Annotated in this window: 19 protein-coding genes and 1 pseudogene; 10 read left to right on the top strand and 10 right to left on the bottom strand. The window is 60.6% G+C overall.

All coding sequences use genetic code 11. The features are described 5' to 3' along the window. Window positions 1-56: 56 nt before the first annotated feature. The 6 genes and pseudogenes from ACM6I0_RS16990 to ACM6I0_RS16965 form a co-directional block, all read right to left on the bottom strand. Window positions 57-1295, bottom strand: a complete 1239-nt coding sequence (locus ACM6I0_RS16990) for a heme biosynthesis protein HemY (protein WP_414922859.1) — start codon at window positions 1293-1295, stop codon at window positions 57-59. Next, complete coding sequence (locus ACM6I0_RS16985) at window positions 1292-2446, bottom strand: uroporphyrinogen-III C-methyltransferase (protein WP_285431742.1); 1155 nt, start codon at window positions 2444-2446, stop codon at window positions 1292-1294. Before ACM6I0_RS16985 ends, ACM6I0_RS16990 begins: the two co-directional genes overlap by 4 nt. A 16-nt stretch (window positions 2447-2462) precedes the next feature. Then, the gene (locus ACM6I0_RS16980) at window positions 2463-3230 is read right to left on the bottom strand and encodes a uroporphyrinogen-III synthase (protein ID WP_414922858.1); all 768 of its coding nucleotides are present in this window, start codon (window positions 3228-3230) and stop codon (window positions 2463-2465) included. Beyond that, window positions 3227-4168, bottom strand: a complete 942-nt coding sequence (hemC, locus tag ACM6I0_RS16975) for a hydroxymethylbilane synthase (protein ID WP_285431738.1) — start codon at window positions 4166-4168, stop codon at window positions 3227-3229. The genes ACM6I0_RS16980 and hemC overlap by 4 nt, the downstream gene beginning before the upstream one ends. A 138-nt stretch (window positions 4169-4306) precedes the next feature. Further along, complete coding sequence (locus tag ACM6I0_RS16970; protein ID WP_392892521.1) at window positions 4307-5053, bottom strand: LytR/AlgR family response regulator transcription factor; 747 nt, start codon at window positions 5051-5053, stop codon at window positions 4307-4309. Continuing rightward, window positions 5050-5166, bottom strand: a pseudogene (locus ACM6I0_RS16965) (sensor histidine kinase); the annotation flags it as partial. The gene ACM6I0_RS16970 and the pseudogene ACM6I0_RS16965, both read right to left, overlap by 4 nt. A gap of 347 nt (window positions 5167-5513) precedes the next feature. Here ACM6I0_RS16965 and argH point away from each other — a divergent pair. Further along, complete coding sequence (argH, locus tag ACM6I0_RS16960) at window positions 5514-6908, top strand: argininosuccinate lyase (RefSeq protein WP_414922857.1); 1395 nt, start codon at window positions 5514-5516, stop codon at window positions 6906-6908. A gap of 94 nt (window positions 6909-7002) precedes the next feature. Here argH and ACM6I0_RS16955 read toward each other — a convergent pair whose 3' ends face one another. Continuing rightward, a complete protein-coding gene (locus ACM6I0_RS16955; RefSeq protein WP_414922856.1) occupies window positions 7003-7662 on the bottom strand; it encodes a glutathione S-transferase family protein in 660 nt (219 codons plus the stop codon). Between the two features lie 124 nt (window positions 7663-7786). On the opposite strand from ACM6I0_RS16955, the gene ACM6I0_RS16950 reads away from it, so the two are divergent. The 3 genes from ACM6I0_RS16950 to ACM6I0_RS16940 all read left to right on the top strand — a co-directional run bounded on the left by ACM6I0_RS16950 (window position 7787) and on the right by ACM6I0_RS16940 (window position 11581). Then, entirely contained in the window at window positions 7787-8071 is a 285-nt protein-coding gene (locus tag ACM6I0_RS16950) for a hypothetical protein (protein ID WP_007894899.1), read from the top strand. Window positions 8072-8298: 227 nt separating this feature from the next. After that, on the top strand, window positions 8299-8544 hold the full coding sequence (locus ACM6I0_RS16945) for a TIGR02647 family protein (RefSeq protein WP_094470036.1): 246 nt from the start codon (window positions 8299-8301) through the stop codon (window positions 8542-8544). Between the two features lie 193 nt (window positions 8545-8737). Next, the gene (locus tag ACM6I0_RS16940; RefSeq protein ID WP_414922855.1) at window positions 8738-11581 is read left to right on the top strand and encodes a class I adenylate cyclase; all 2844 of its coding nucleotides are present in this window, start codon (window positions 8738-8740) and stop codon (window positions 11579-11581) included. Between the two features lie 6 nt (window positions 11582-11587). On the opposite strand, the gene rnk is transcribed toward ACM6I0_RS16940, so the two are convergent. The 3 genes from rnk to cyaY form a co-directional block, all read right to left on the bottom strand. Continuing rightward, window positions 11588-11998, bottom strand: coding sequence for a nucleoside diphosphate kinase regulator (rnk, locus tag ACM6I0_RS16935; RefSeq protein WP_285431726.1), 411 nt, complete (start codon window positions 11996-11998; stop codon window positions 11588-11590). Between the two features lie 277 nt (window positions 11999-12275). Next, window positions 12276-12488: a DUF1289 domain-containing protein gene (locus ACM6I0_RS16930; RefSeq protein ID WP_222588969.1), complete on the bottom strand. Its 213-nt coding sequence runs from the start codon at window positions 12486-12488 to the stop codon at window positions 12276-12278. 4 nt (window positions 12489-12492) lie between these two features. Then, entirely contained in the window at window positions 12493-12825 is a 333-nt protein-coding gene (gene cyaY, locus ACM6I0_RS16925; protein ID WP_090178152.1) for an iron donor protein CyaY, read from the bottom strand. A 328-nt stretch (window positions 12826-13153) separates the two neighbouring features. Between cyaY and lptM the strand changes: the two genes are divergently transcribed. The 6 genes from lptM to ACM6I0_RS16895 are packed head-to-tail and all read left to right on the top strand — an operon-like array spanning window position 13154 to window position 17764. Continuing rightward, entirely contained in the window at window positions 13154-13327 is a 174-nt protein-coding gene (gene lptM, locus ACM6I0_RS16920; protein ID WP_285431724.1) for an LPS translocon maturation chaperone LptM, read from the top strand. A 9-nt stretch (window positions 13328-13336) separates the two neighbouring features. Further along, on the top strand, window positions 13337-14584 hold the full coding sequence (lysA, locus tag ACM6I0_RS16915; protein ID WP_222588971.1) for a diaminopimelate decarboxylase: 1248 nt from the start codon (window positions 13337-13339) through the stop codon (window positions 14582-14584). 4 nt (window positions 14585-14588) lie between these two features. Continuing rightward, window positions 14589-15419, top strand: a complete 831-nt coding sequence (gene dapF, locus ACM6I0_RS16910) for a diaminopimelate epimerase (protein ID WP_414922854.1) — start codon at window positions 14589-14591, stop codon at window positions 15417-15419. Between the two features lie 13 nt (window positions 15420-15432). Next, the gene (locus ACM6I0_RS16905; protein ID WP_090178145.1) at window positions 15433-16158 is read left to right on the top strand and encodes a DUF484 family protein; all 726 of its coding nucleotides are present in this window, start codon (window positions 15433-15435) and stop codon (window positions 16156-16158) included. 2 nt (window positions 16159-16160) lie between these two features. After that, a complete protein-coding gene (xerC, locus tag ACM6I0_RS16900) occupies window positions 16161-17057 on the top strand; it encodes a tyrosine recombinase XerC (protein ID WP_285431721.1) in 897 nt (298 codons plus the stop codon). After that, on the top strand, window positions 17057-17764 hold the full coding sequence (locus tag ACM6I0_RS16895) for an HAD family hydrolase (protein ID WP_414922853.1): 708 nt from the start codon (window positions 17057-17059) through the stop codon (window positions 17762-17764). Before xerC ends, ACM6I0_RS16895 begins: the two co-directional genes overlap by 1 nt. Window positions 17765-17831: the final 67 nt, after the last annotated feature.

The following is a 17831-nucleotide window of genomic DNA, read 5'->3' as shown; positions in this document are numbered from 1 at the left end:
AATCAGCTTCGGCCCCCGAAGTGACTGCGCAACGCTACAGCCACTGAGGACCGGTTTCAGGCATAAACAGGCGCCGGCAGCGGTGCTGCCAACAAGCGTTCATCCAGCAGTCCCAGACCTTCCTGAAACAACTGATTGCTGCGTTCCGTGTCGCCCAGTTGCGCGAGCAACCGTGCCAGTTCGGCACACGCCTCGGGATTGCGCTGCACCCGCAAACTGCTTTCCAGATAGTCCCGCGCCTTACCCCAAAGACTGCTTTGCAGACACAAGCGGCCCAGTGTCAGTAACAGGCTCGGGTCTGCGGGGTGATCCTTGAGCCAACCTTCGGCAGTGTGCAACTGACGCGCCGGATCGCTACCGCGAACCAAGCCGTAGAGACGCGCCAGGTGACTGTTGTACTCACGCTTGAGGGCCGTGCGCAGAACCTCTTCAGCTTCGACTTGTGCACCCAATTGCCGCAACTGTTCGGCGTAGGCCAGGACCAGCTGTGGCTCTTGGCGCTGAGCGGAAGTGAGCTGCTGCCAGGCGCGGTTAAGCGATTGCAGTCCGACCGTGCCGTCCTCTTCCTGACGCGCCGCCAGCGTAAGGTTTTCGCCCCAGGCCCGGCGTTCCAGTTCGGTCAGTTCGGCGGGTGGCAATACTTTATCCTTGCGCAGCTCCGGCAGCAGACGAATCACTGCCGACCAATCGCCGCGCTGCTGGTGCAGGCGCTGCAACTGGCGCAAGGTCTGGACGTTATGAGGATGGCGTTCGTGCATCGCTTGCAGCGTCGCCAGGGCGCCCTCGGTGTCACCCCGATCGGTCTGCAACTGGGCATGGCTCAACGCAATGGCCAGTTCAGCCTGGGGCTGACGCTCAAGGGCGCGTTCCAGCAAGTTGTCGCTTTCTTCGTAAAGGCCTTGTTCGTTGGCGGCACGCGCCGCACCGAGGTAGTAAAGCAGCGGTTGGCGCTCGGCTTCGGCGGCGCGATGCAGATGACGCTGCGCACTGGCCCAGCGTCCCTCGGCCAGGTCCAGTTGGCCGTGCTCGATCGCCACTTGCACCCGACGACTACGATTGCGCCGCGACCAGGGATTGACCACGCCACTGGAGGTCGCGACCAGCTCGATCAGCGCCTTGATGCCCCAGAACACCAGCCAGAGCACCGCGACCAGCGCCAGGGTTGCCCACAGGCTCGCTTCATAGCGAAAGGTTTTGTAGGCGATCAACACGTAACCGGAATGCTCGGCGATCGCCAGGCCCAGCGCGGCGGCCGCCGCGATGACCAGAAACACGATCACATAGAGACGCTTCATGGCGTGGCCTCCGGCGCAGTGTTCGCAGCAGGTTTGGCCATTGGTTTGATCGAATCTTCGGCGTTCACATTACGGCGCTCCAGATAACCCTGAACCGTGCTCAACGTTGCGGTCAGGTCCGGTGTGATGACCGTCACCGGCTGCGTGCTCAACTCGGCCACCTGTTCAAGCATGACTTTGCTTTGCGGGTTGTCCGGGTTGAAATTGCCTTTCAATACGTCACGCGCCTCGGCCAGCGCCTGGGTATAAACAGCGGCCTGACCGTTGAGCGCGGCCCATTGCGCTTGTTCAAGTGTCAGGCTCAGGGCCAGACGTACCTGACTCAGACTCTGCCCAGCCAGCAACGGACGAACATTCTTGTCGGCATTGAAATCGATACGGATGTAGCGCGAAATCTGGTCCCACCACTGCGCCCAACGACTGGCGCCATCGCCATCGGCGGTCAGGCCCAACAGCGACTCACCGCGATCCTTGTACTCAGGCGCCAGTTCAGTGAGGTTAATGACCTGATCACGCAAAGCGCCCAGTCGCAAGAACAGTCCGGTGCGATCCGGTTGTTCGGTGCTGCGCAGAGCCACCAGGGTTTTGGCCACTTGCTCGCGAGCGGCAAAGGAACCCGGGTCGTTCTGTTCGCGAAGAATTTCATCGGCACCCTGCACCAGGGCCTGAGCGCTGCTGATGTCCTGCAACGCGGAAAGGCGCAGGCTGGCCAGACGCAACAAGTGCTCGGCTTCGGCCAGACGCCAATCCTTGCGACTGGCACCGAGGACGGTTTCCAGACGCTGGTTCAGGCGTTGCTGATCAGCTTGAAGCTGAATCACCAGACGGCTGCGAGCGTCCAGTTCCTCGGCCGCGGGCAGTTGCTCAAGGCGCGCGCTCAGTCGTTGTTCGTTAAGTTTCAGACTTTGCGCCTGATCGCTCAACGCCTGGACCTGGCTCAATTGCTGCTGGGTATTGGCTTGCAGGTGACGCACCTGCCAGACACCCCAACCGCCTACGGCAACACCGGCAGCGCCCAACAGCAGCGCGACGATTGCCAGCCCATTGCCCCGGCGCTGCACAGCAGCGGGTGGTGGTGTTTGAACCGGTGCATCAACCGGTGCATCGAGCACCGGCTGGACGTCATCTTTAGGCAAGGCTGTTTCGCTCACGTATCCATCCTTTGCATTAAAAAACGGGTTCGGGATGCTCCCGTAACACCGTCAGCAAAGCCGCGGCACTGGCGCCACGACAATCCACAACTGTCAGGGCCCCGGCGGCACGTGCCAGCTCGGCGACCCTGGGGCTTGGAACAAACAACGGCAACCGCGCCAGCGCAGGCCAGGCATCACCCGCCAATTGGCGCAGGTGCTCAAAACCCTGCCCACTGCTGACCACCAGCCCGTTCAAGCGTTCCGCTTCAATCCGGCCAGGCAATGCCGTCGGCGGGTACTGAGGCAGCTCCCGACGGTACAACTCCAGATACTCGACACTAGCACCAAGCTCGCGCAAACGCTCAGCCAGCAACTCACGACCGCCCTCCCCGCGCATGATCAACACGCGTGAAAAGGGTCGAGCGACAGCCTCGCGCAACGAGGGAAGTTCAAGCAAGGCTTCACTGTCATCGCCCTCGACAGGAAAACTCACATTTACCCCGTTATCCGCGAGGACCTGCGCGGTCGCCGCCCCCACGCTGAACCAGCTTGGGGACGATGGCTGCGGCCCATATCGATTGAGCAGGTCAACACCTATGCGAGCGGCCGGCTTGCTGACCACGATCACCGCGTCAAACCGGTTCAGCCCCTGAATGACGTCGCGCATTGTGTCAGATACCGGGATCGGGGCTATTTCCAAAAGCGGCAAGCTGCTGCTGAAAATCCCCACTTGCGCCAACGCGCCACTCAACGCCGCTGACTCATCCGCAGGGCGTGTCAGCAGCAGGCGCCAACCCGTCACTCGTGACCTGCTTCGCCGTAGACCGCCTTGAGGATGTCGTTGGCACCCTGACTCAGCAAGTCTTCGGCGACTTGTACGCCCAAGGCTTCTGCGTCACCGCGCGGCGCACGGGCCTCAGCGCTGAGCAGCAAGCCGCCGCTCGGATCGCCGACCAGACCACGCAACCAGAGCTGTTCGCCTTCAAGCACGGCGTAGCAGGCGATCGGCACTTGGCAGCCGCCATTCAGATGTTTGTTGAGAGCACGTTCAGCGATCACCCGAGTGGCAGTGTCCTGGTGATGCAGCGGCGCCAGCAACCCGTGGATTTCGCTGTCGGCGCTGCGGCATTCAATACCGACTGCGCCCTGGCCACCGGCCGGCAGGCTATCGTCGACGCTGATCGGCGAGGTGATGCGATCTTCAAAGCCGAGGCGAATCAGGCCGGCCGCCGCCAGAATGATGGCGTCGTACTCGCCAGCATCGAGCTTGGCCAGACGGGTGTTGACGTTGCCGCGCAGGAAACGGATTTCCAGGTCCGGGCGACGGGTCAACAATTGGGCCTGGCGACGCAGGCTCGACGTCCCGACGATGCTGCCCGGTGGTAACGCATCCAGGCTGGCATATGTGTTGGAAACGAAGGCATCACGTGGGTCTTCGCGCTCGCAGATACAAAACAGGCCGAGGCCTTCGGGGAAGTCCATCGGCACGTCTTTCATGGAGTGCACCGCGATGTCGGCTTCGTTTTCCAGCAGCGCGGTTTCCAGCTCCTTGACGAACAGGCCCTTGCCACCGATTTTCGACAGCGGCGAGTCGAGCAGTTTGTCGCCGCGACTGACCATGGGCACCAGCGTCACGAGCAGACCCGGATGGGCCTCGATCAGACGGGCTTTGACGTATTCGGCCTGCCACAGGGCGAGAGCACTTTTGCGGGTGGCGATGCGGATTTCGCGAGAGGACATGGATCAATCCGTACTGAATAGATACGGCGGATAATAACAGCTCAGCCAAATCCACTTTGACTTGTATCAGACACTGCGCGGCCTCCCTGGCCTCGAATCTCCAGCAATCGGGTATGAAATCCGCCTGCAAACAGCGTATTAAAGCTGTTGCATCATTTTTCGCACGCCGGCCACATGACGGCGGCTGACGATCAGGGCGTCACCGTTCAGGCCTTTGAGGAACAGCTGAAAATGCCCCAGAGGCGTGCGTTGCAAGCGCTCGATACGCTCGCGAGCGACCAATGCATTACGGTGGATTCGCACGAATCGATCGCCGAACTCATCTTCAAGGGCCTTGAGCGGTTCATCCAGCAGCACTTCGCCGCCTTCGTGGCGCAAGGTCACGTACTTATGGTCGGCAATAAAGTAAACCACTTGACCCAAGGGGATCAGTTCAATGCCTTTACGGGTACGGGCACTGATATGGCTACGCGGGCCGCTGCCGGTTTCGGCGGCGGGACGGGTCAGGGCTGCGAGCTGGACACGATTGGGCCGCTCGGCTTTTTTCAATGCTTCATGTAAATGTTCAGTTCGCACAGGCTTCACCAGATAGCCCACGGCGCTGGCCTGCAGGGCTTCCACGGCAAATTCATCGGGCCCGGTGCAAAACACCACGGCGGGCGGGGTTTCGCGTTCGCACAACCGGGCAGCCACTTGCAGGCCATCAAGGCCTGGCATACGGATATCGAGCAGCACGATATCCGGCTTGTGGCTGTCGATCAGTGCCAACGCCTCTTCGCCGTTCGTGGCGCTGGGCTCCAGGACACTGTATCCCTCAAGTTCGCCAACCATTCGGCTCAGGCGCTCGCGGGCTAGGGGTTCGTCATCAACGATCAGGACATTCATATTGCGCTGGATTCCTGCGTGAGTCTCGCACAAGGATAGCGTAGACAGGGGAAGTGACGTCCGTCACCGCGATCCACGCTAAGACTGGCGCGAGGGCCAAAAAGTGCCGCGAGACCGCCGGCTAAATTTTCAACTGCCGAATGTTTGGAGGCTCTGGCCCGCGTTAGCGAGGTATCGCCGTAGGGTTTGCCGATACACAATATGAACACCCCCTCTTTTTATAGTCAGCGGCAGCGCCCAGAAGTGCGCTGATCCTACTGTCCAACTGTAGACGGTTGCCGAGACGATATTGCTCAATTGAAAAATATCGTTGTGCAATTTCCCACAAGGCCTGCCCTGAGTATGGACCGGGGGATGAGAAAAAAACGTGTCGACCAGTGTCAGCGACAGGATTGGCAACCCTGTTATTATCCGCGGCAGCTTCCAACGACATTTTTCTCCAGCCGATACGAGCGAATTCATGAGCACTGACAAGACCAATCAGTCCTGGGGCGGCCGCTTCAGTGAACCCGTCGACGCCTTCGTCGCCCGCTTCACCGCCTCCGTCACTTTCGACCAGCGCCTGTATCGCCACGACATCATGGGTTCGATCGCCCACGCCACCATGCTGGCCAAGGTCGGCGTGCTGACCGATGCCGAGCGCGACAGCATCACCGATGGCCTGAAGACCATCCAGAGCGAAATCGAGGCCGGCCAGTTCGACTGGCGCATCGACCTCGAAGACGTGCATATGAACATCGAGGCGCGCCTGACCGACCGCATCGGCGTCACCGGCAAAAAGCTGCACACCGGCCGTAGCCGTAACGACCAGGTGGCCACCGACATCCGCCTGTGGCTGCGTGACGAGATCGACCTGATCCTGAGCGAAATCACCCGCCTGCAAAAAGGCTTGCTGGAACAGGCCGAGCGCGAAGCGGGCAGCATCATGCCGGGCTTCACTCACCTGCAAACCGCACAGCCGGTGACCTTCGGGCACCACATGCTGGCCTGGTTCGAAATGCTCAGCCGCGACTACGAACGCCTGGTCGACTGCCGCAAGCGCACCAACCGCATGCCACTGGGCAGTGCTGCACTGGCCGGCACCACCTACCCGATCGACCGTGAATACACCGCTCAGCTTTTGGGCTTCGACGCGGTCGGCGGCAACTCACTGGACAACGTCTCCGATCGCGACTTCGCCATCGAGTTCTGCTCGGCCGCGAGCATCGCGATGATGCACCTGTCGCGCTTCTCCGAAGAGCTGGTGCTGTGGACCAGCGCACAATTCCAGTTCATCGACCTGCCGGACCGTTTCTGCACCGGCAGCTCGATCATGCCGCAAAAGAAAAACCCGGACGTGCCAGAACTGGTTCGCGGCAAGACCGGCCGTGTGTTCGGCGCCTTGATGGGCCTGCTGACCTTGATGAAAGGCCAGCCACTGGCCTACAACAAGGACAACCAGGAAGACAAGGAACCGCTGTTCGACGCCGCCGACACCTTGCGCGACTCGCTGCGGGCCTTTGCCGACATGATCCCGGCGATCAAACCCAAGCACGCGATGATGCGCGAAGCGGCCCTGCGCGGTTTCTCCACCGCCACCGACCTGGCCGATTATCTGGTGCGTCGTGGCCTGCCGTTCCGTGACTGCCACGAAATCGTTGGTCATGCCGTGAAGTACGGCGTGGAAAGCGGTAAAGACCTGGCGGAAATGAGCCTCGAAGAGCTGCGCAAGTTCAGCGACCAGATCGATCAGGACGTGTTTGCCGTGTTGACCCTGGAAGGCTCGGTCAATGCCCGCGACCATATCGGCGGCACTGCGCCGGCGCAGGTCAAGAAGGCAGTGGCACGCGGCCAGGCGCTGCTCGCCAGCCGCTAAAAAGCATCGCGAGCAGGCTCGCTCCCACAAGGATCACACTGAACCTGTGGGAGCGAGCCTGCTCGCGATGACTGACTTCAGAACCTTATAAAGCTCACTTCTTGGACGCGACCATCGCCATAAACGCTGGCATCGCCGCTTCCTTGTCCGCTGCAATTCTCTTCACGTTCGGATTCTGTTCCAGACGCTCCAGCAGCGCCTTGGCCGCCGGCATTTCGGCCAGCAGATCGATATCGAACAGCTTCTGCCCAACCGCACAGGCCAACGGCACGCTGTACAGGAAATACAAATCGGCAAGGCTCAGACGCTCACCCGCCACATAAGGGGCGAATTTGCCGTGCCGGCCCAAGGACGCAAACCCCAGCAACAGCTCCGCCCTGGTCTTTTCCTTGATCGCGTCCGGCACCTGCATGCCGAAAAACGCCTGGGGAAAACAGGCCCGAGCAGGCAGCTCGATGTACAGCTCGATTTCCTTGGCCAGCGCCAGCACTTGCGCCCGCTCGAACGGATCGCTCGGCAATAGCGGCGTGCCGGCCTGGCTTTGCTCGATGTATTCAAGAATTACAGCGGTTTCGTTGATAAAACCTTGCTCGACGCCCAGCACCGGCACTTTGCCGCGTGGACTGATGGCCAGCGCCTCGGGGCTATTGCCGGCATAAAAAGGCACTTCTTCGAACGGCAGTCCCTTCTCCAGCAGCGCCAGTTTCACCATGTTGTAGTAGTTACTGACGGAAAAACCATAAAGCTTGAGCATCACATAGCCTCCAGGCCGTGCGGGGTTGGCAGTCCTGTTTTATAGAATGCCAAGGCGATTCTTGCCAGCAGCATCACAGCGCTGAATGCAGGTAAACTGGCCGCCTTAACTTGAGGAGCCTGCCATGAGCGAGCCAACTGATATCGAGATCGACGAAGAAGAGTTCGCCGAAAACACACTGATCGAAGCCATCGAAAACCAGATTGAAAGCGACAACCCTCCAGCGGCCAAGGCCACCTTCAACAAGCTGACACTGGTGGGTTACGAACGTGAAGAAATCCTCAACCTGATGGCTCACGTTTTAGCGGTAGAAATCGACGCGATCCTGGAAGAAGACCGCGCGTTCAATACCGAATGGTACGAAACAGCGCTGCGTGCGCTGCCGGAATTGCCGCCGGAAAAGAAGTAAATCGAACACCGTCGGGAGCGTGCAACGCGCTCCCAACACAGATTGTCACGAAACATTCCTGCCTTCCCCCAGCCCCTGACTACACTGGTACGCACCCCGCTGCCGCACCACCCGCCGGGGAATGCTTCCCAAGGCGAAAAAACCCTGATGCCGGCACTGGACATGCCGCACGAGTGGGCTCACCTTAGGGGCGCTGTCGTCCAATTCCTAGAAAGTCTGGAGTCCTTATGTCGCTTACCCCTGAGTTGGTTGCCGAACTGGAAATCCTTGCCCTCTTCAACCTGGACAGTTCCCAGGAAGGTTTGAAAATTCATCAGACCGCTGCCCCGAAAGCCATTGCTGCCGCTCAACGCCTGTACGAAAAAGAACTGATCGACCAGCCCGATGGCGGTTATCTGACCAGTCTGGGTCGTGACGCCGCACAAAACGTACAAACCGTTCTGACGATTCTGAGCGTCCAGGAAACAGCCTGAGCATCAACGCATCGCCCACGGAAACCCCTGCCACGGGATTTCCGCGGGCACACTTCGCTTCCTGCCGTCGCCGCACGATAAGAATCTGACGTCAAACATACAAAATCAGCTTAAAAGTCCCGGGCACGAGGCGCTAAACTGCCCCTCATCCGCAGACCCCACGTCCGAGCTACGCGAGCCGGTTTGAGCTGACATGACCCGCACCCATGAAATCCGACCCGATCTGGACGAGGGAATCGACCGCAAGGTTCTCAGCCAACTGCGCGCACGTTTTCTGAAACTCAACGAAGGCCGCATGGCCCGCGCCATGGAAGGGCTGTCGACCCGCCAACAAACAGTGCTGACGCTGCTGCCACTGTTTTTCCACGTCAATCATCCGCTGTTGCCAGGTTACGTTTCGGGCAGCACGCCGGCGGGGCTGGCGAATTTCGAGCCTGACGCCAACGCCCTCGCTGAAGCCCAACGCCTGACCCGATCGTTTTCCTATAAGCCGCGCCACGGCAGCAATCCGCCGCGACCGATTCACGGCCTGTTCCTGATGGGCAGCCTGGGCACTTTGGCCCAGGCCGATCAGAGCGACATGGATATGTGGGTCTGTCACGCGCCGGACCTGAGCGAAAATGAACTCGGCGAACTGCGTAAAAAGTGCCAGTTGCTTGAAGTCTGGGCCGCCAGCCAAGGCGCCGAGGCGCATTTCTTTCTGATCGACCCGACGCGCTTCGTGCTCGGCGAGCGCGACACGCAGCTGAGTTCGGAAGACTGCGGCACCACTCAGCACTACCTGTTACTGGACGAGTTCTACCGCACCGCCATCTGGCTGGCCGGACGCACGCCCATCTGGTGGCTGGTGCCGGTCTACGAGGAAGCGGCCTACGACCGTTACACCCACACGCTGCTGTCCAAGCGTTTCATCCGGGCTGATGAGTCACTGGATCTGGGGCATCTGGCCTACATCCCGCCCGGCGAATTCATCGGCGCCGGGCTCTGGCAGTTGTTCAAAGGCATCGAGTCGCCGTACAAGTCCGTGCTCAAGCTGTTACTGACCGAGGTCTACGCCAGCGAACATCCCAAGGTGCATTGCCTGAGCCTGCGCTTCAAGCAAGCGGTGTTCGCCAATCAGCTGGACCTCGATGAGCTCGATCCCTACATCGTGGTTTATCGGCGCATCGAGGAATACCTCACGGCCCGTGGCGAGCCTGAGCGGCTGGAACTGGTCCGCCGCGCGCTGTACCTGAAGGTCAACCGCAAGCTCACCGGCAGCAGTCGCACCCAGAGTTGGCAGCGCTCACTGCTTGAGCGGCTGGCTCATGAATGGAATTGGGATCAGCGACAACTCGCGCTGCTCGACAGCCGCAGCCAATGGAAGGTCCGCCAGGTCAGCGCAGAACGCCGCGCCCTGGTCAACGAGCTGAACTACAGCTACCGCTTCCTGACCCAGTTTGCCCGCAACGAACGAACCGTCAGCCTGATCAACAAACGCGACCTCAATGTGCTGGGTCGGCGGCTGTACGCGGCGTTTGAGCGCAAAGCGGACAAAGTCGAGTTCATCAACCCTGGCATCGCCCCGGACCTGGCCGAAGACACCCTGACGCTGGTTCAGGCGCCCAACAAGAAAGAGCCGGGGAACATTCAGTGGTGTTTGTACAACGGCAGCCTGGCCGCCCACGAGTGGGAACATTTCGCGCCGATCAAGCGCAGCCGCCAGTTGCTGGAGTTGCTGACCTGGTGCCATCGTAACGGTGTGATCGACAGCAGCACCCGTCTCGCCTTGCACCCCGGCACCAGCGACTTGAGCGAGTTTGAACTGTTCAACCTGCTTGGCAGCCTGCAACAGACCATCGTCCTGCCCTTGGTAACGGTTGCCGAAGAACCGTTGCTGCGCCCCAGCGTGCCAAGTGAAGTGCTGATTCTGGTGAACGTCGGCGTCGATCCGCTCAAGCATCACCGCGACCTGAACATCCTGATGACCACCGAACGCACCGACTCCTTGAGCTACGCCGGGGTCCGCGAAAATCTGGTGCTGACCCTGGACCAGGTCACGCTTAATAGCTGGAACGAAGTGTTGGTCAGCCGCTATGACGGCCCCCATGCGCTACTCGACTGCCTGCGCAACTACCTCAACAACCTCCCTGGCGGAGCACAACAACCCAAGTTGCGGGTTCGCTGCTTTTGCCACAACCGCGCGCAGTTCATCGCACGCCGGGTCGAAGAAGTCCTCGATACCGCACAGAACCTGCTGTTGAGTAACCTCAATCATCGCTACCTGATTCAGGTCCAACAGCATTACCACGTGCTGGAGCTGGTGCCCGGCCAGGTCAATCACGTCGCCCTCGCCACGCTGCCAGCGCTGCTGGATTACCTCGGTGAAGAACTGGCGAGCTACAGCCCGCTGCAGCTGGACCCGATGGCGCTGGAGGATCACGACCTGGCGCTGCTTCTGCCCATGGGCCAGCCCGAGTGCATTCAGGTGTTCTACCGCGTCTATGAACAGCAGGCCGATGTCTACGTTCTGGATGAGTTCAATGCCTTGTGGCAGCAGCGTTTGCCTTATCACGACGAACAAAGCCTGTTGGTGCCACTGCAACGGTTCCTGCAATCGATTCAGTACCGACGCGACGCTTTGCTACCCATGAACAGCACCCAGCCCCTGAGCCTGGACACGCTGTACTACCAGCTATTGCCGTCAGGCCTAGGACGCGCTCGCCGGGTCGAGGCCCGACCCGTGCCGCAAACCCCGATCAACAAGCCGTTCTATGACGTACAGGCAATCGTCGGCAAAGCCGCACCGGGGCAGGTACAGGTCACGTTGTATTGCAATCAGCGGGAGTTTTCTGAGCTTGAATATGGCGACCAACTGTTCAGCGTGGTCGCCCAGGAGATCGTCGAGCAGCGCCGTGAAATCGAGCGCTATCGCTGCTACATCACCGACTTGGACCTGTCGGGCCTGATCGGTGATGGACATGGCTCAAGCAATTTGTACCTGCGCTACAAGGCTGACCTGGAGCGCGCACTGAACGAGGCGCTCGAGCAGGTCTGAGGGGTTCTATTCCGGGAAATCGCCGCCATTGGCAGGCTGTGATTCAACTTCCAGCAGGGTCAGTTTCAGGGTTTTGCCCCCCGGAGCCGGCCAGTCGATGTGCTGCCCGACCTTGAGGCCCAGCAGCGCGCTGCCAACCGGCGCCAGAATGGAAATCTTGCCTTCATCGGCGTTGGCATGTTTGGGATAAACCAGCGTGAGGTGATAGTCCTTGCCGCTGATTTCTTCACGGCAATGCACACGTGAATTCATGGTCACGACATCGGCGGGCACTTCATCGTGACCGACCACGGTATCGGCGCGGTCCAGTTCGGTTTGCAGCGCGATAACGCCCGGCAGCGTGTCATCCAGGCTGTCGATCAGGCGCTCCAGACGTTGCACGTCCAGACGAGTAAGGGTGATGGAAGGTACGGTCATGATAGAGGCAGACTCCTTTCTTCTGCGCAAAAAAAGCAAAACCCCGCCAGAAAAAGGCGGGGTTTTCACGAACCTCGATGGGTTGAGGCGTTTCTGGACACTATCACAGCTCAATAAATATACAAGTCAGGCCGACCAAGCCCCGATATGACCTTTGCAAGCTGAGTCAGAGGAGCCCCTGTGGGAGCGAGCCAGCTCGCGATAGCGGCGTGTCAGACACCATCAATGTTGAATGTCAGACCGATATCGCGAGCAGGCTCGCTCCTACAGTTAAGTGTCAGGCGCAGGATTTGCGCTGGGTCGCCTGGGCGCAGATCGCTCGCCGGCGATCATCATCGGCCGAGCGCCATTCGCGGATGTCTTCGACATGGCGAAAACAGCCGAGGCAGACCTTTTGCTCGTCCAGCCGACAGACACCGCTGCACGGCGAAGGCACCGCCGGGCTGACATTGCTGTAAAGCGGCTTGGGAGGACGAACGGGCTGAGTCACGAGCTCACAGACCTTCGAAATCGAGTTCGACATCAGCCTGCTGCTTGACGATGCGTTCGAGCATCTCGCCCAGCTGCTCTTCGCTCTTGTCGCACATCCAGCGCTCGCTCTCTTCGTCATAGTCGAAGTGGAAGCCACCGGATACCGCCGCAAGCCATAGCTGGCGCAACGGCTCCTGGCGGCTGAAGATCAACTGACTGCCATTTTCGAACTTGACGGTGAGCACACCGGCCGAGCTCTCCAGATCGATATCCAGATCACTCTCGTCGAAAATATCTTCCAGCATTTGCTGGGTGGTATCGACCAGGTCGTGGAAACGGGCTTCGGTCAAACTCATTGCGGCAACCTCAAAAAATGTCTGTTCACGCTCAAGCGCCGCAAGATACGGGCGAGCCCCGACGATTGCAAAGGATAACGATCAAGCGCCGATATAGGTACATCAAACACAGTACATGGGGGAGCGGGCTTGCCCGCGAAGGGGCCAGCAGATTCAACATCTTTGTTGACCGAACCACCGTCTTCCCGGGCAAGCCCGCTCCCACAGGGATTACGCTTGGTCGAGAGCATCGCGCGAAGCCCCGCCGGACGGGAGCTCCGTTACATAGGCAAGCTGCCGGGTGGCCGGTATACTCCGGCGCAATTAACGCATTTTCAAGGATTTCGCCATGAAGCGCCTGATCTCTTCCCTTGCTGCGCTCGCAGCGATTGCTTGTCTTGTGTCGGCCTGCGGTCAAAAAGGCCCGCTGTACCTGCCTGACGATTCCCAGGATCCAGCCGAGCAAGCCCAATCCTCGCAAAAGAGCCCGTCGAAAGCACACAAGCACGACGTCTACCAATAAGGGAACGCCATGGACGCTTTTAACTACCGTGACGGCGAGCTGTTCGCGGAAGGTGTTGCCCTGTCCGCCATCGCCGAACGCTTTGGCACACCGACTTATGTCTACTCCCGTGCCCACATCGAAGCCCAGTATCTGGCGTATGCCGATGCACTGGTCGGCATGCCACACCTCGTCTGCTTCGCGGTCAAGGCCAACTCCAACCTGGGTGTGCTGAATGTCCTGGCGCGATTGGGCGCTGGTTTCGACATCGTCTCCCGTGGTGAGCTGGAACGTGTCCTGGCCGCTGGCGGCAGCCCCGACAAGATCGTGTTCTCCGGCGTCGGCAAGACCCGTGACGACATGCGTCGCGCCCTGGAAGTCGGCGTGCATTGCTTCAACGTCGAATCCACCGACGAGCTGGAACGCCTGCAAGTGGTCGCCGCCGAGCTGGGTGTTCGCGCCCCGATCTCGCTGCGTGTGAACCCGGACGTCGATGCCGGCACCCACCCGTACATTTCCACCGGTCTTAAAGAGAACAAGTTCGGCATTGCCATCGCCGACGCCGAAGACGTGTACGTCCGCGCCGCGCAGCTGCCGAACCTGGAAGTGGTCGGTGTCGATTGCCACATCGGTTCGCAACTGACCACCCTGCCGCCGTTCATCGATGCCCTCGACCGTCTGCTGGGCCTGGTCGACCGCCTTGGCGATTGCGGCATTTACCTGCGTCACATCGATCTCGGCGGTGGTTTGGGCGTGCGTTATCGCGATGAAGAGCCGCCGCTGGCTGCCGACTACATCAAAGCTGTGCGCGAGCGTCTCGACGGTCGTGACCTGGCACTGGTGTTCGAGCCGGGCCGCTTTATCGTCGCCAACGCCGGCGTGCTACTGACTCAGGTCGAATACCTCAAGCACACCGAACACAAAGACTTCGCCATCGTCGACGCGGCGATGAATGACCTGATCCGCCCGGCGCTGTACCAGGCCTGGATGGACGTCACCGCCGTGCGCCCGCGCACTACTGCCGCGCGTGCCTACGACATCGTCGGCCCGATCTGCGAGACCGGCGACTTCCTCGCCAAGGACCGTGAACTGGCCCTGGAAGAAGGCGACCTGTTGGCCGTGCATTCGGCCGGTGCCTATGGGTTTGTCATGAGTTCCAACTACAACACCCGTGGCCGCGCCGCTGAAGTGTTGGTGGACGGTGATCAGGCAATCGAAGTGCGTCGCCGTGAGACGGTAGCCGAGTTGTTTGCTGGCGAAAGCCTGCTGCCGGAGTAACCCCATGCTGCTGCGTTTTACCAAGATGCACGGCCTGGGCAACGACTTCATGGTCCTCGACCTGGTCAGCCAGCACGCGCACATCCTGCCCAAGCACGCAAAGCTTTGGGGCGATCGGCACACGGGCATCGGTTTCGACCAGTTGCTGATCGTCGAAGCGCCGAGCAACCCGGACGTTGATTTCCGTTACCGAATCTTCAACTCCGACGGCTCCGAAGTGGAACAGTGCGGCAACGGTGCGCGCTGTTTTGCCCGCTTCGTGCTCGACAAGCGCCTGACCGCCAAGCGGCAGATTCGCGTCGAGACCAAAAGCGGCATCATCGAGCTGGATATCCGCAGCGACGGCCAGATCGGTGTCAACATGGGCGCACCACGCCTGGTGCCGGCCGAGATTCCATTCGAGGCGCCAGAACAGGCGCTGAGCTATAAGCTCGACGTCGATGGCACCCCGGTCGAACTGGCCGCCGTGTCCATGGGCAACCCTCATGCCGTGCTCCGGGTCAGCGACATCAACAACGCACCGGTGCATGAACTGGGGCCGAAAATCGAACACCATCCGCGTTTCCCGGCGCGGGTCAATGTCGGTTTTCTCCAGGTCATCGACCGGAACCGCGCGCAGTTGCGCGTCTGGGAGCGTGGCGCCGGGGAAACCCAGGCCTGCGGCACCGGCGCTTGCGCAGCTGCAGTGGCTGCGATCAGCCAGGGGTGGATGGATTCGCCGCTATTGATCGACCTGCCCGGCGGGCGTCTGTCCATTGAATGGGCAGGCCCAGGCCAACCGGTCATGATGACCGGCCCGGCAGTGCGCGTTTATGAAGGACAAGTGCGTCTTTGAGAGAGTCGAATCCATGAAAGATAAGCCCCAGGTTCCCGCCCTACAGCCCGACGAATCCCCTTCCGAAAGCCTTGAGGCGGCGGCAATTGCCGCGTACCTGGAGGCTCATCCGGATTTCTTCGTCGAGCACGAAGAACTGCTCCCGGCCTTGCGCATTCCGCACCAGCGTGGCGATACCGTCTCGCTGGTCGAGCGCCAGATGAAGATCCTGCGCGACCGCAACATCGAGTTGCGTCATCGCCTCTCGCACTTGATGGACGTGGCCCGCGACAACGACCGCCTGTTCGACAAGACCCGCCGCCTGATTCTCGCGCTGATGGACGCCAACAGCCTGGAAGACGTGGTCATCAGCGTCGAAGACAGTCTGCGCCAGGACTTCCAGGTGCCTTTCGTCAGCCTGATCCTGCTAGGTGACAATCCCATGCCGGTCGGCCGCTGGGTGACCCATGCCGAAGCACAGACGGCCATTGGCGGTTTGCTCTCGGAGGACAAAAGCGTCAGCGGCAGCCTGCGCGATCACGAACTGGACTTCCTGTTCGGCGAAGAACAGCGCAAGCAGATCGGCTCCACCGCCGTCGTCGCCATCAGCTATCAAGGCATCCACGGCGTCCTGGCCATCGCCAGTCGCGATCCGCAGCACTATAAAAGCTCGGTTGGCACGCTGTTCCTGAGCTACATCGCCGAAGTCATGGGCCGGGTGCTGCCACGGGTCAACAGTTCCCTGCGCTCGGTACGCTGATCGTGGAACGGCAACTGGACGCTTACTGCGAACACCTGCGCAGTGAGCGACAGGTGTCGCCCCACACGCTGTATGCCTACCGCCGCGACCTCGACAAAGTGCTCGGCTGGTGCGTCAAACAGAACATCAGCAGCTGGGCCGCCCTGGACATTCAACGCTTGCGCAGCCTGATCGCGCGCCTGCATTCACAGGGTCAATCGTCCCGCAGCCTGGCGCGCCTGCTCTCCGCAGTGCGCGGGCTCTATCACTATCTGAACCGCGAAGGCCTGTGCGATCACGACCCGGCCAACGGTCTGGCTCCGCCCAAAGGCGAACGCCGGCTGCCTAAAACCCTCGATACCGACCGTGCGCTGCAACTGCTTGAAGGCGCGGTGGAAGATGATTTCCTTGCGCGCCGGGATCAGGCCATTCTGGAGTTGTTCTATTCCTCGGGCTTGCGGCTTTCGGAACTGACTGGACTCAATCTGGATCAGCTGGATCTGGCCGACGGCATGGTTCAAGTACTCGGCAAGGGCAGCAAGACCCGACTGCTTCCGGTGGGTAAAAAGGCTCGTGAAGCCCTGGAATTGTGGCTGCCGTTGCGGGCCATGACCAACCCGACGGACGACGCAGTGTTTGTCAGCCAGCAAGGCCGGCGCCTGGGGCCACGGGCCATTCAGGTACGGGTCAAGGCGGCCGGCGAGCGCGAACTGGGACAGAACCTGCACCCGCACATGCTGCGACATTCCTTCGCCAGCCACTTGTTGGAGTCCTCTCAGGACCTGCGAGCGGTGCAGGAACTGCTTGGCCACTCGGACATCAAGACCACCCAGATCTATACCCACCTGGACTTCCAGCACCTGGCAACGGTCTACGACAGCGCCCATCCACGGGCCAAACGCATTAAGGGCGATGATTAATGACCATCCAACTGATCACCTTCGATCTCGACGACACCCTGTGGGACACCGCCCCGGTGATCGTCAGCGCCGAAGCCGTATTGCGTGAATGGCTGACCGAGCACGCACCCAACCTGGGCGCGGTGCCGGTGGAGCATTTGTGGACGATTCGCGAGCGTATCCTGGGGAGCGAACCGGGCCTCAAACACCGCATCAGCGCGCTACGCCGCCGGGTGCTGTTCCATGCGCTGGAAGAAGCCGGCTACGACCATGACCTGGCTTCTGATCTGGCCGACAAGAGTTTTGAAGTGTTTCTGCACGCGCGGCACCAGATCGATGTGTTCCCTGACGTCGAGCCGACGTTGGGCACGCTGGCCAAACACTACGCCCTCGGCGTGGTCACCAACGGCAACGCCGATGTGCGCCGGTTGGGGCTGGCGGACTACTTCAAATTTGCGTTGTGCGCCGAAGACATCGGCATCGCCAAACCCGATGCGCGACTGTTTCACGAGGCGTTGCAGCGTGGCGGGGCGACGCCGGAGACGGCGGTGCATATCGGTGATCATCCGGGAGATGACATTGCCGGAGCACAGCAGGCGGGATTGCGGGCGATCTGGTTTAACCCGGCGGGCAAGGCCTGGGAAGCCGAGAAGGCACCGGATGCCGAGATTCGCAGTTTGACCGAGTTGCCAGCGCTGTTGGCTCTGTGGAACTCCGCCTCGGCCTGACGCAAAACCTGTGGGAGCGGGCTTGCCCGCGATCGCTGTGTGACATTCAACATTGATATTGGCTGAC

Source organism: Pseudomonas sp. IT-P294, from assembly GCF_949767865.1.
GTDB lineage: Bacteria > Pseudomonadota > Gammaproteobacteria > Pseudomonadales > Pseudomonadaceae > Aquipseudomonas.
This window is presented reverse-complemented; position numbering and strand designations above follow the sequence as displayed.

What these genes read in the sequence shown, in the direction of transcription:
- ACM6I0_RS16990 (WP_414922859.1), bottom strand. Translation starts at nt 1,295, where the DNA reads ATGAAGCGTCTCTATGTGATCGTGTTTCTGGTCATCGCGGCGGCCGCC.
- hemC (WP_285431738.1), bottom strand. Translation starts at nt 4,168, where the DNA reads ATGTCCTCTCGCGAAATCCGCATCGCCACCCGCAAAAGTGCTCTCGCC.
- ACM6I0_RS16970 (WP_392892521.1), bottom strand. Translation starts at nt 5,053, where the DNA reads ATGAATGTCCTGATCGTTGATGACGAACCCCTAGCCCGCGAGCGCCTG.
- argH (WP_414922857.1), top strand. Translation starts at nt 5,514, where the DNA reads ATGAGCACTGACAAGACCAATCAGTCCTGGGGCGGCCGCTTCAGTGAA.
- ACM6I0_RS16955 (WP_414922856.1), bottom strand. Translation starts at nt 7,662, where the DNA reads ATGCTCAAGCTTTATGGTTTTTCCGTCAGTAACTACTACAACATGGTG.
- ACM6I0_RS16950 (WP_007894899.1), top strand. Translation starts at nt 7,787, where the DNA reads ATGAGCGAGCCAACTGATATCGAGATCGACGAAGAAGAGTTCGCCGAA.
- ACM6I0_RS16945 (WP_094470036.1), top strand. Translation starts at nt 8,299, where the DNA reads ATGTCGCTTACCCCTGAGTTGGTTGCCGAACTGGAAATCCTTGCCCTC.
- ACM6I0_RS16940 (WP_414922855.1), top strand. Translation starts at nt 8,738, where the DNA reads ATGACCCGCACCCATGAAATCCGACCCGATCTGGACGAGGGAATCGAC.
- rnk (WP_285431726.1), bottom strand. Translation starts at nt 11,998, where the DNA reads ATGACCGTACCTTCCATCACCCTTACTCGTCTGGACGTGCAACGTCTG.
- cyaY (WP_090178152.1), bottom strand. Translation starts at nt 12,825, where the DNA reads ATGAGTTTGACCGAAGCCCGTTTCCACGACCTGGTCGATACCACCCAG.
- lptM (WP_285431724.1), top strand. Translation starts at nt 13,154, where the DNA reads ATGAAGCGCCTGATCTCTTCCCTTGCTGCGCTCGCAGCGATTGCTTGT.
- lysA (WP_222588971.1), top strand. Translation starts at nt 13,337, where the DNA reads ATGGACGCTTTTAACTACCGTGACGGCGAGCTGTTCGCGGAAGGTGTT.
- dapF (WP_414922854.1), top strand. Translation starts at nt 14,589, where the DNA reads ATGCTGCTGCGTTTTACCAAGATGCACGGCCTGGGCAACGACTTCATG.
- ACM6I0_RS16905 (WP_090178145.1), top strand. Translation starts at nt 15,433, where the DNA reads ATGAAAGATAAGCCCCAGGTTCCCGCCCTACAGCCCGACGAATCCCCT.
- ACM6I0_RS16895 (WP_414922853.1), top strand. Translation starts at nt 17,057, where the DNA reads ATGACCATCCAACTGATCACCTTCGATCTCGACGACACCCTGTGGGAC.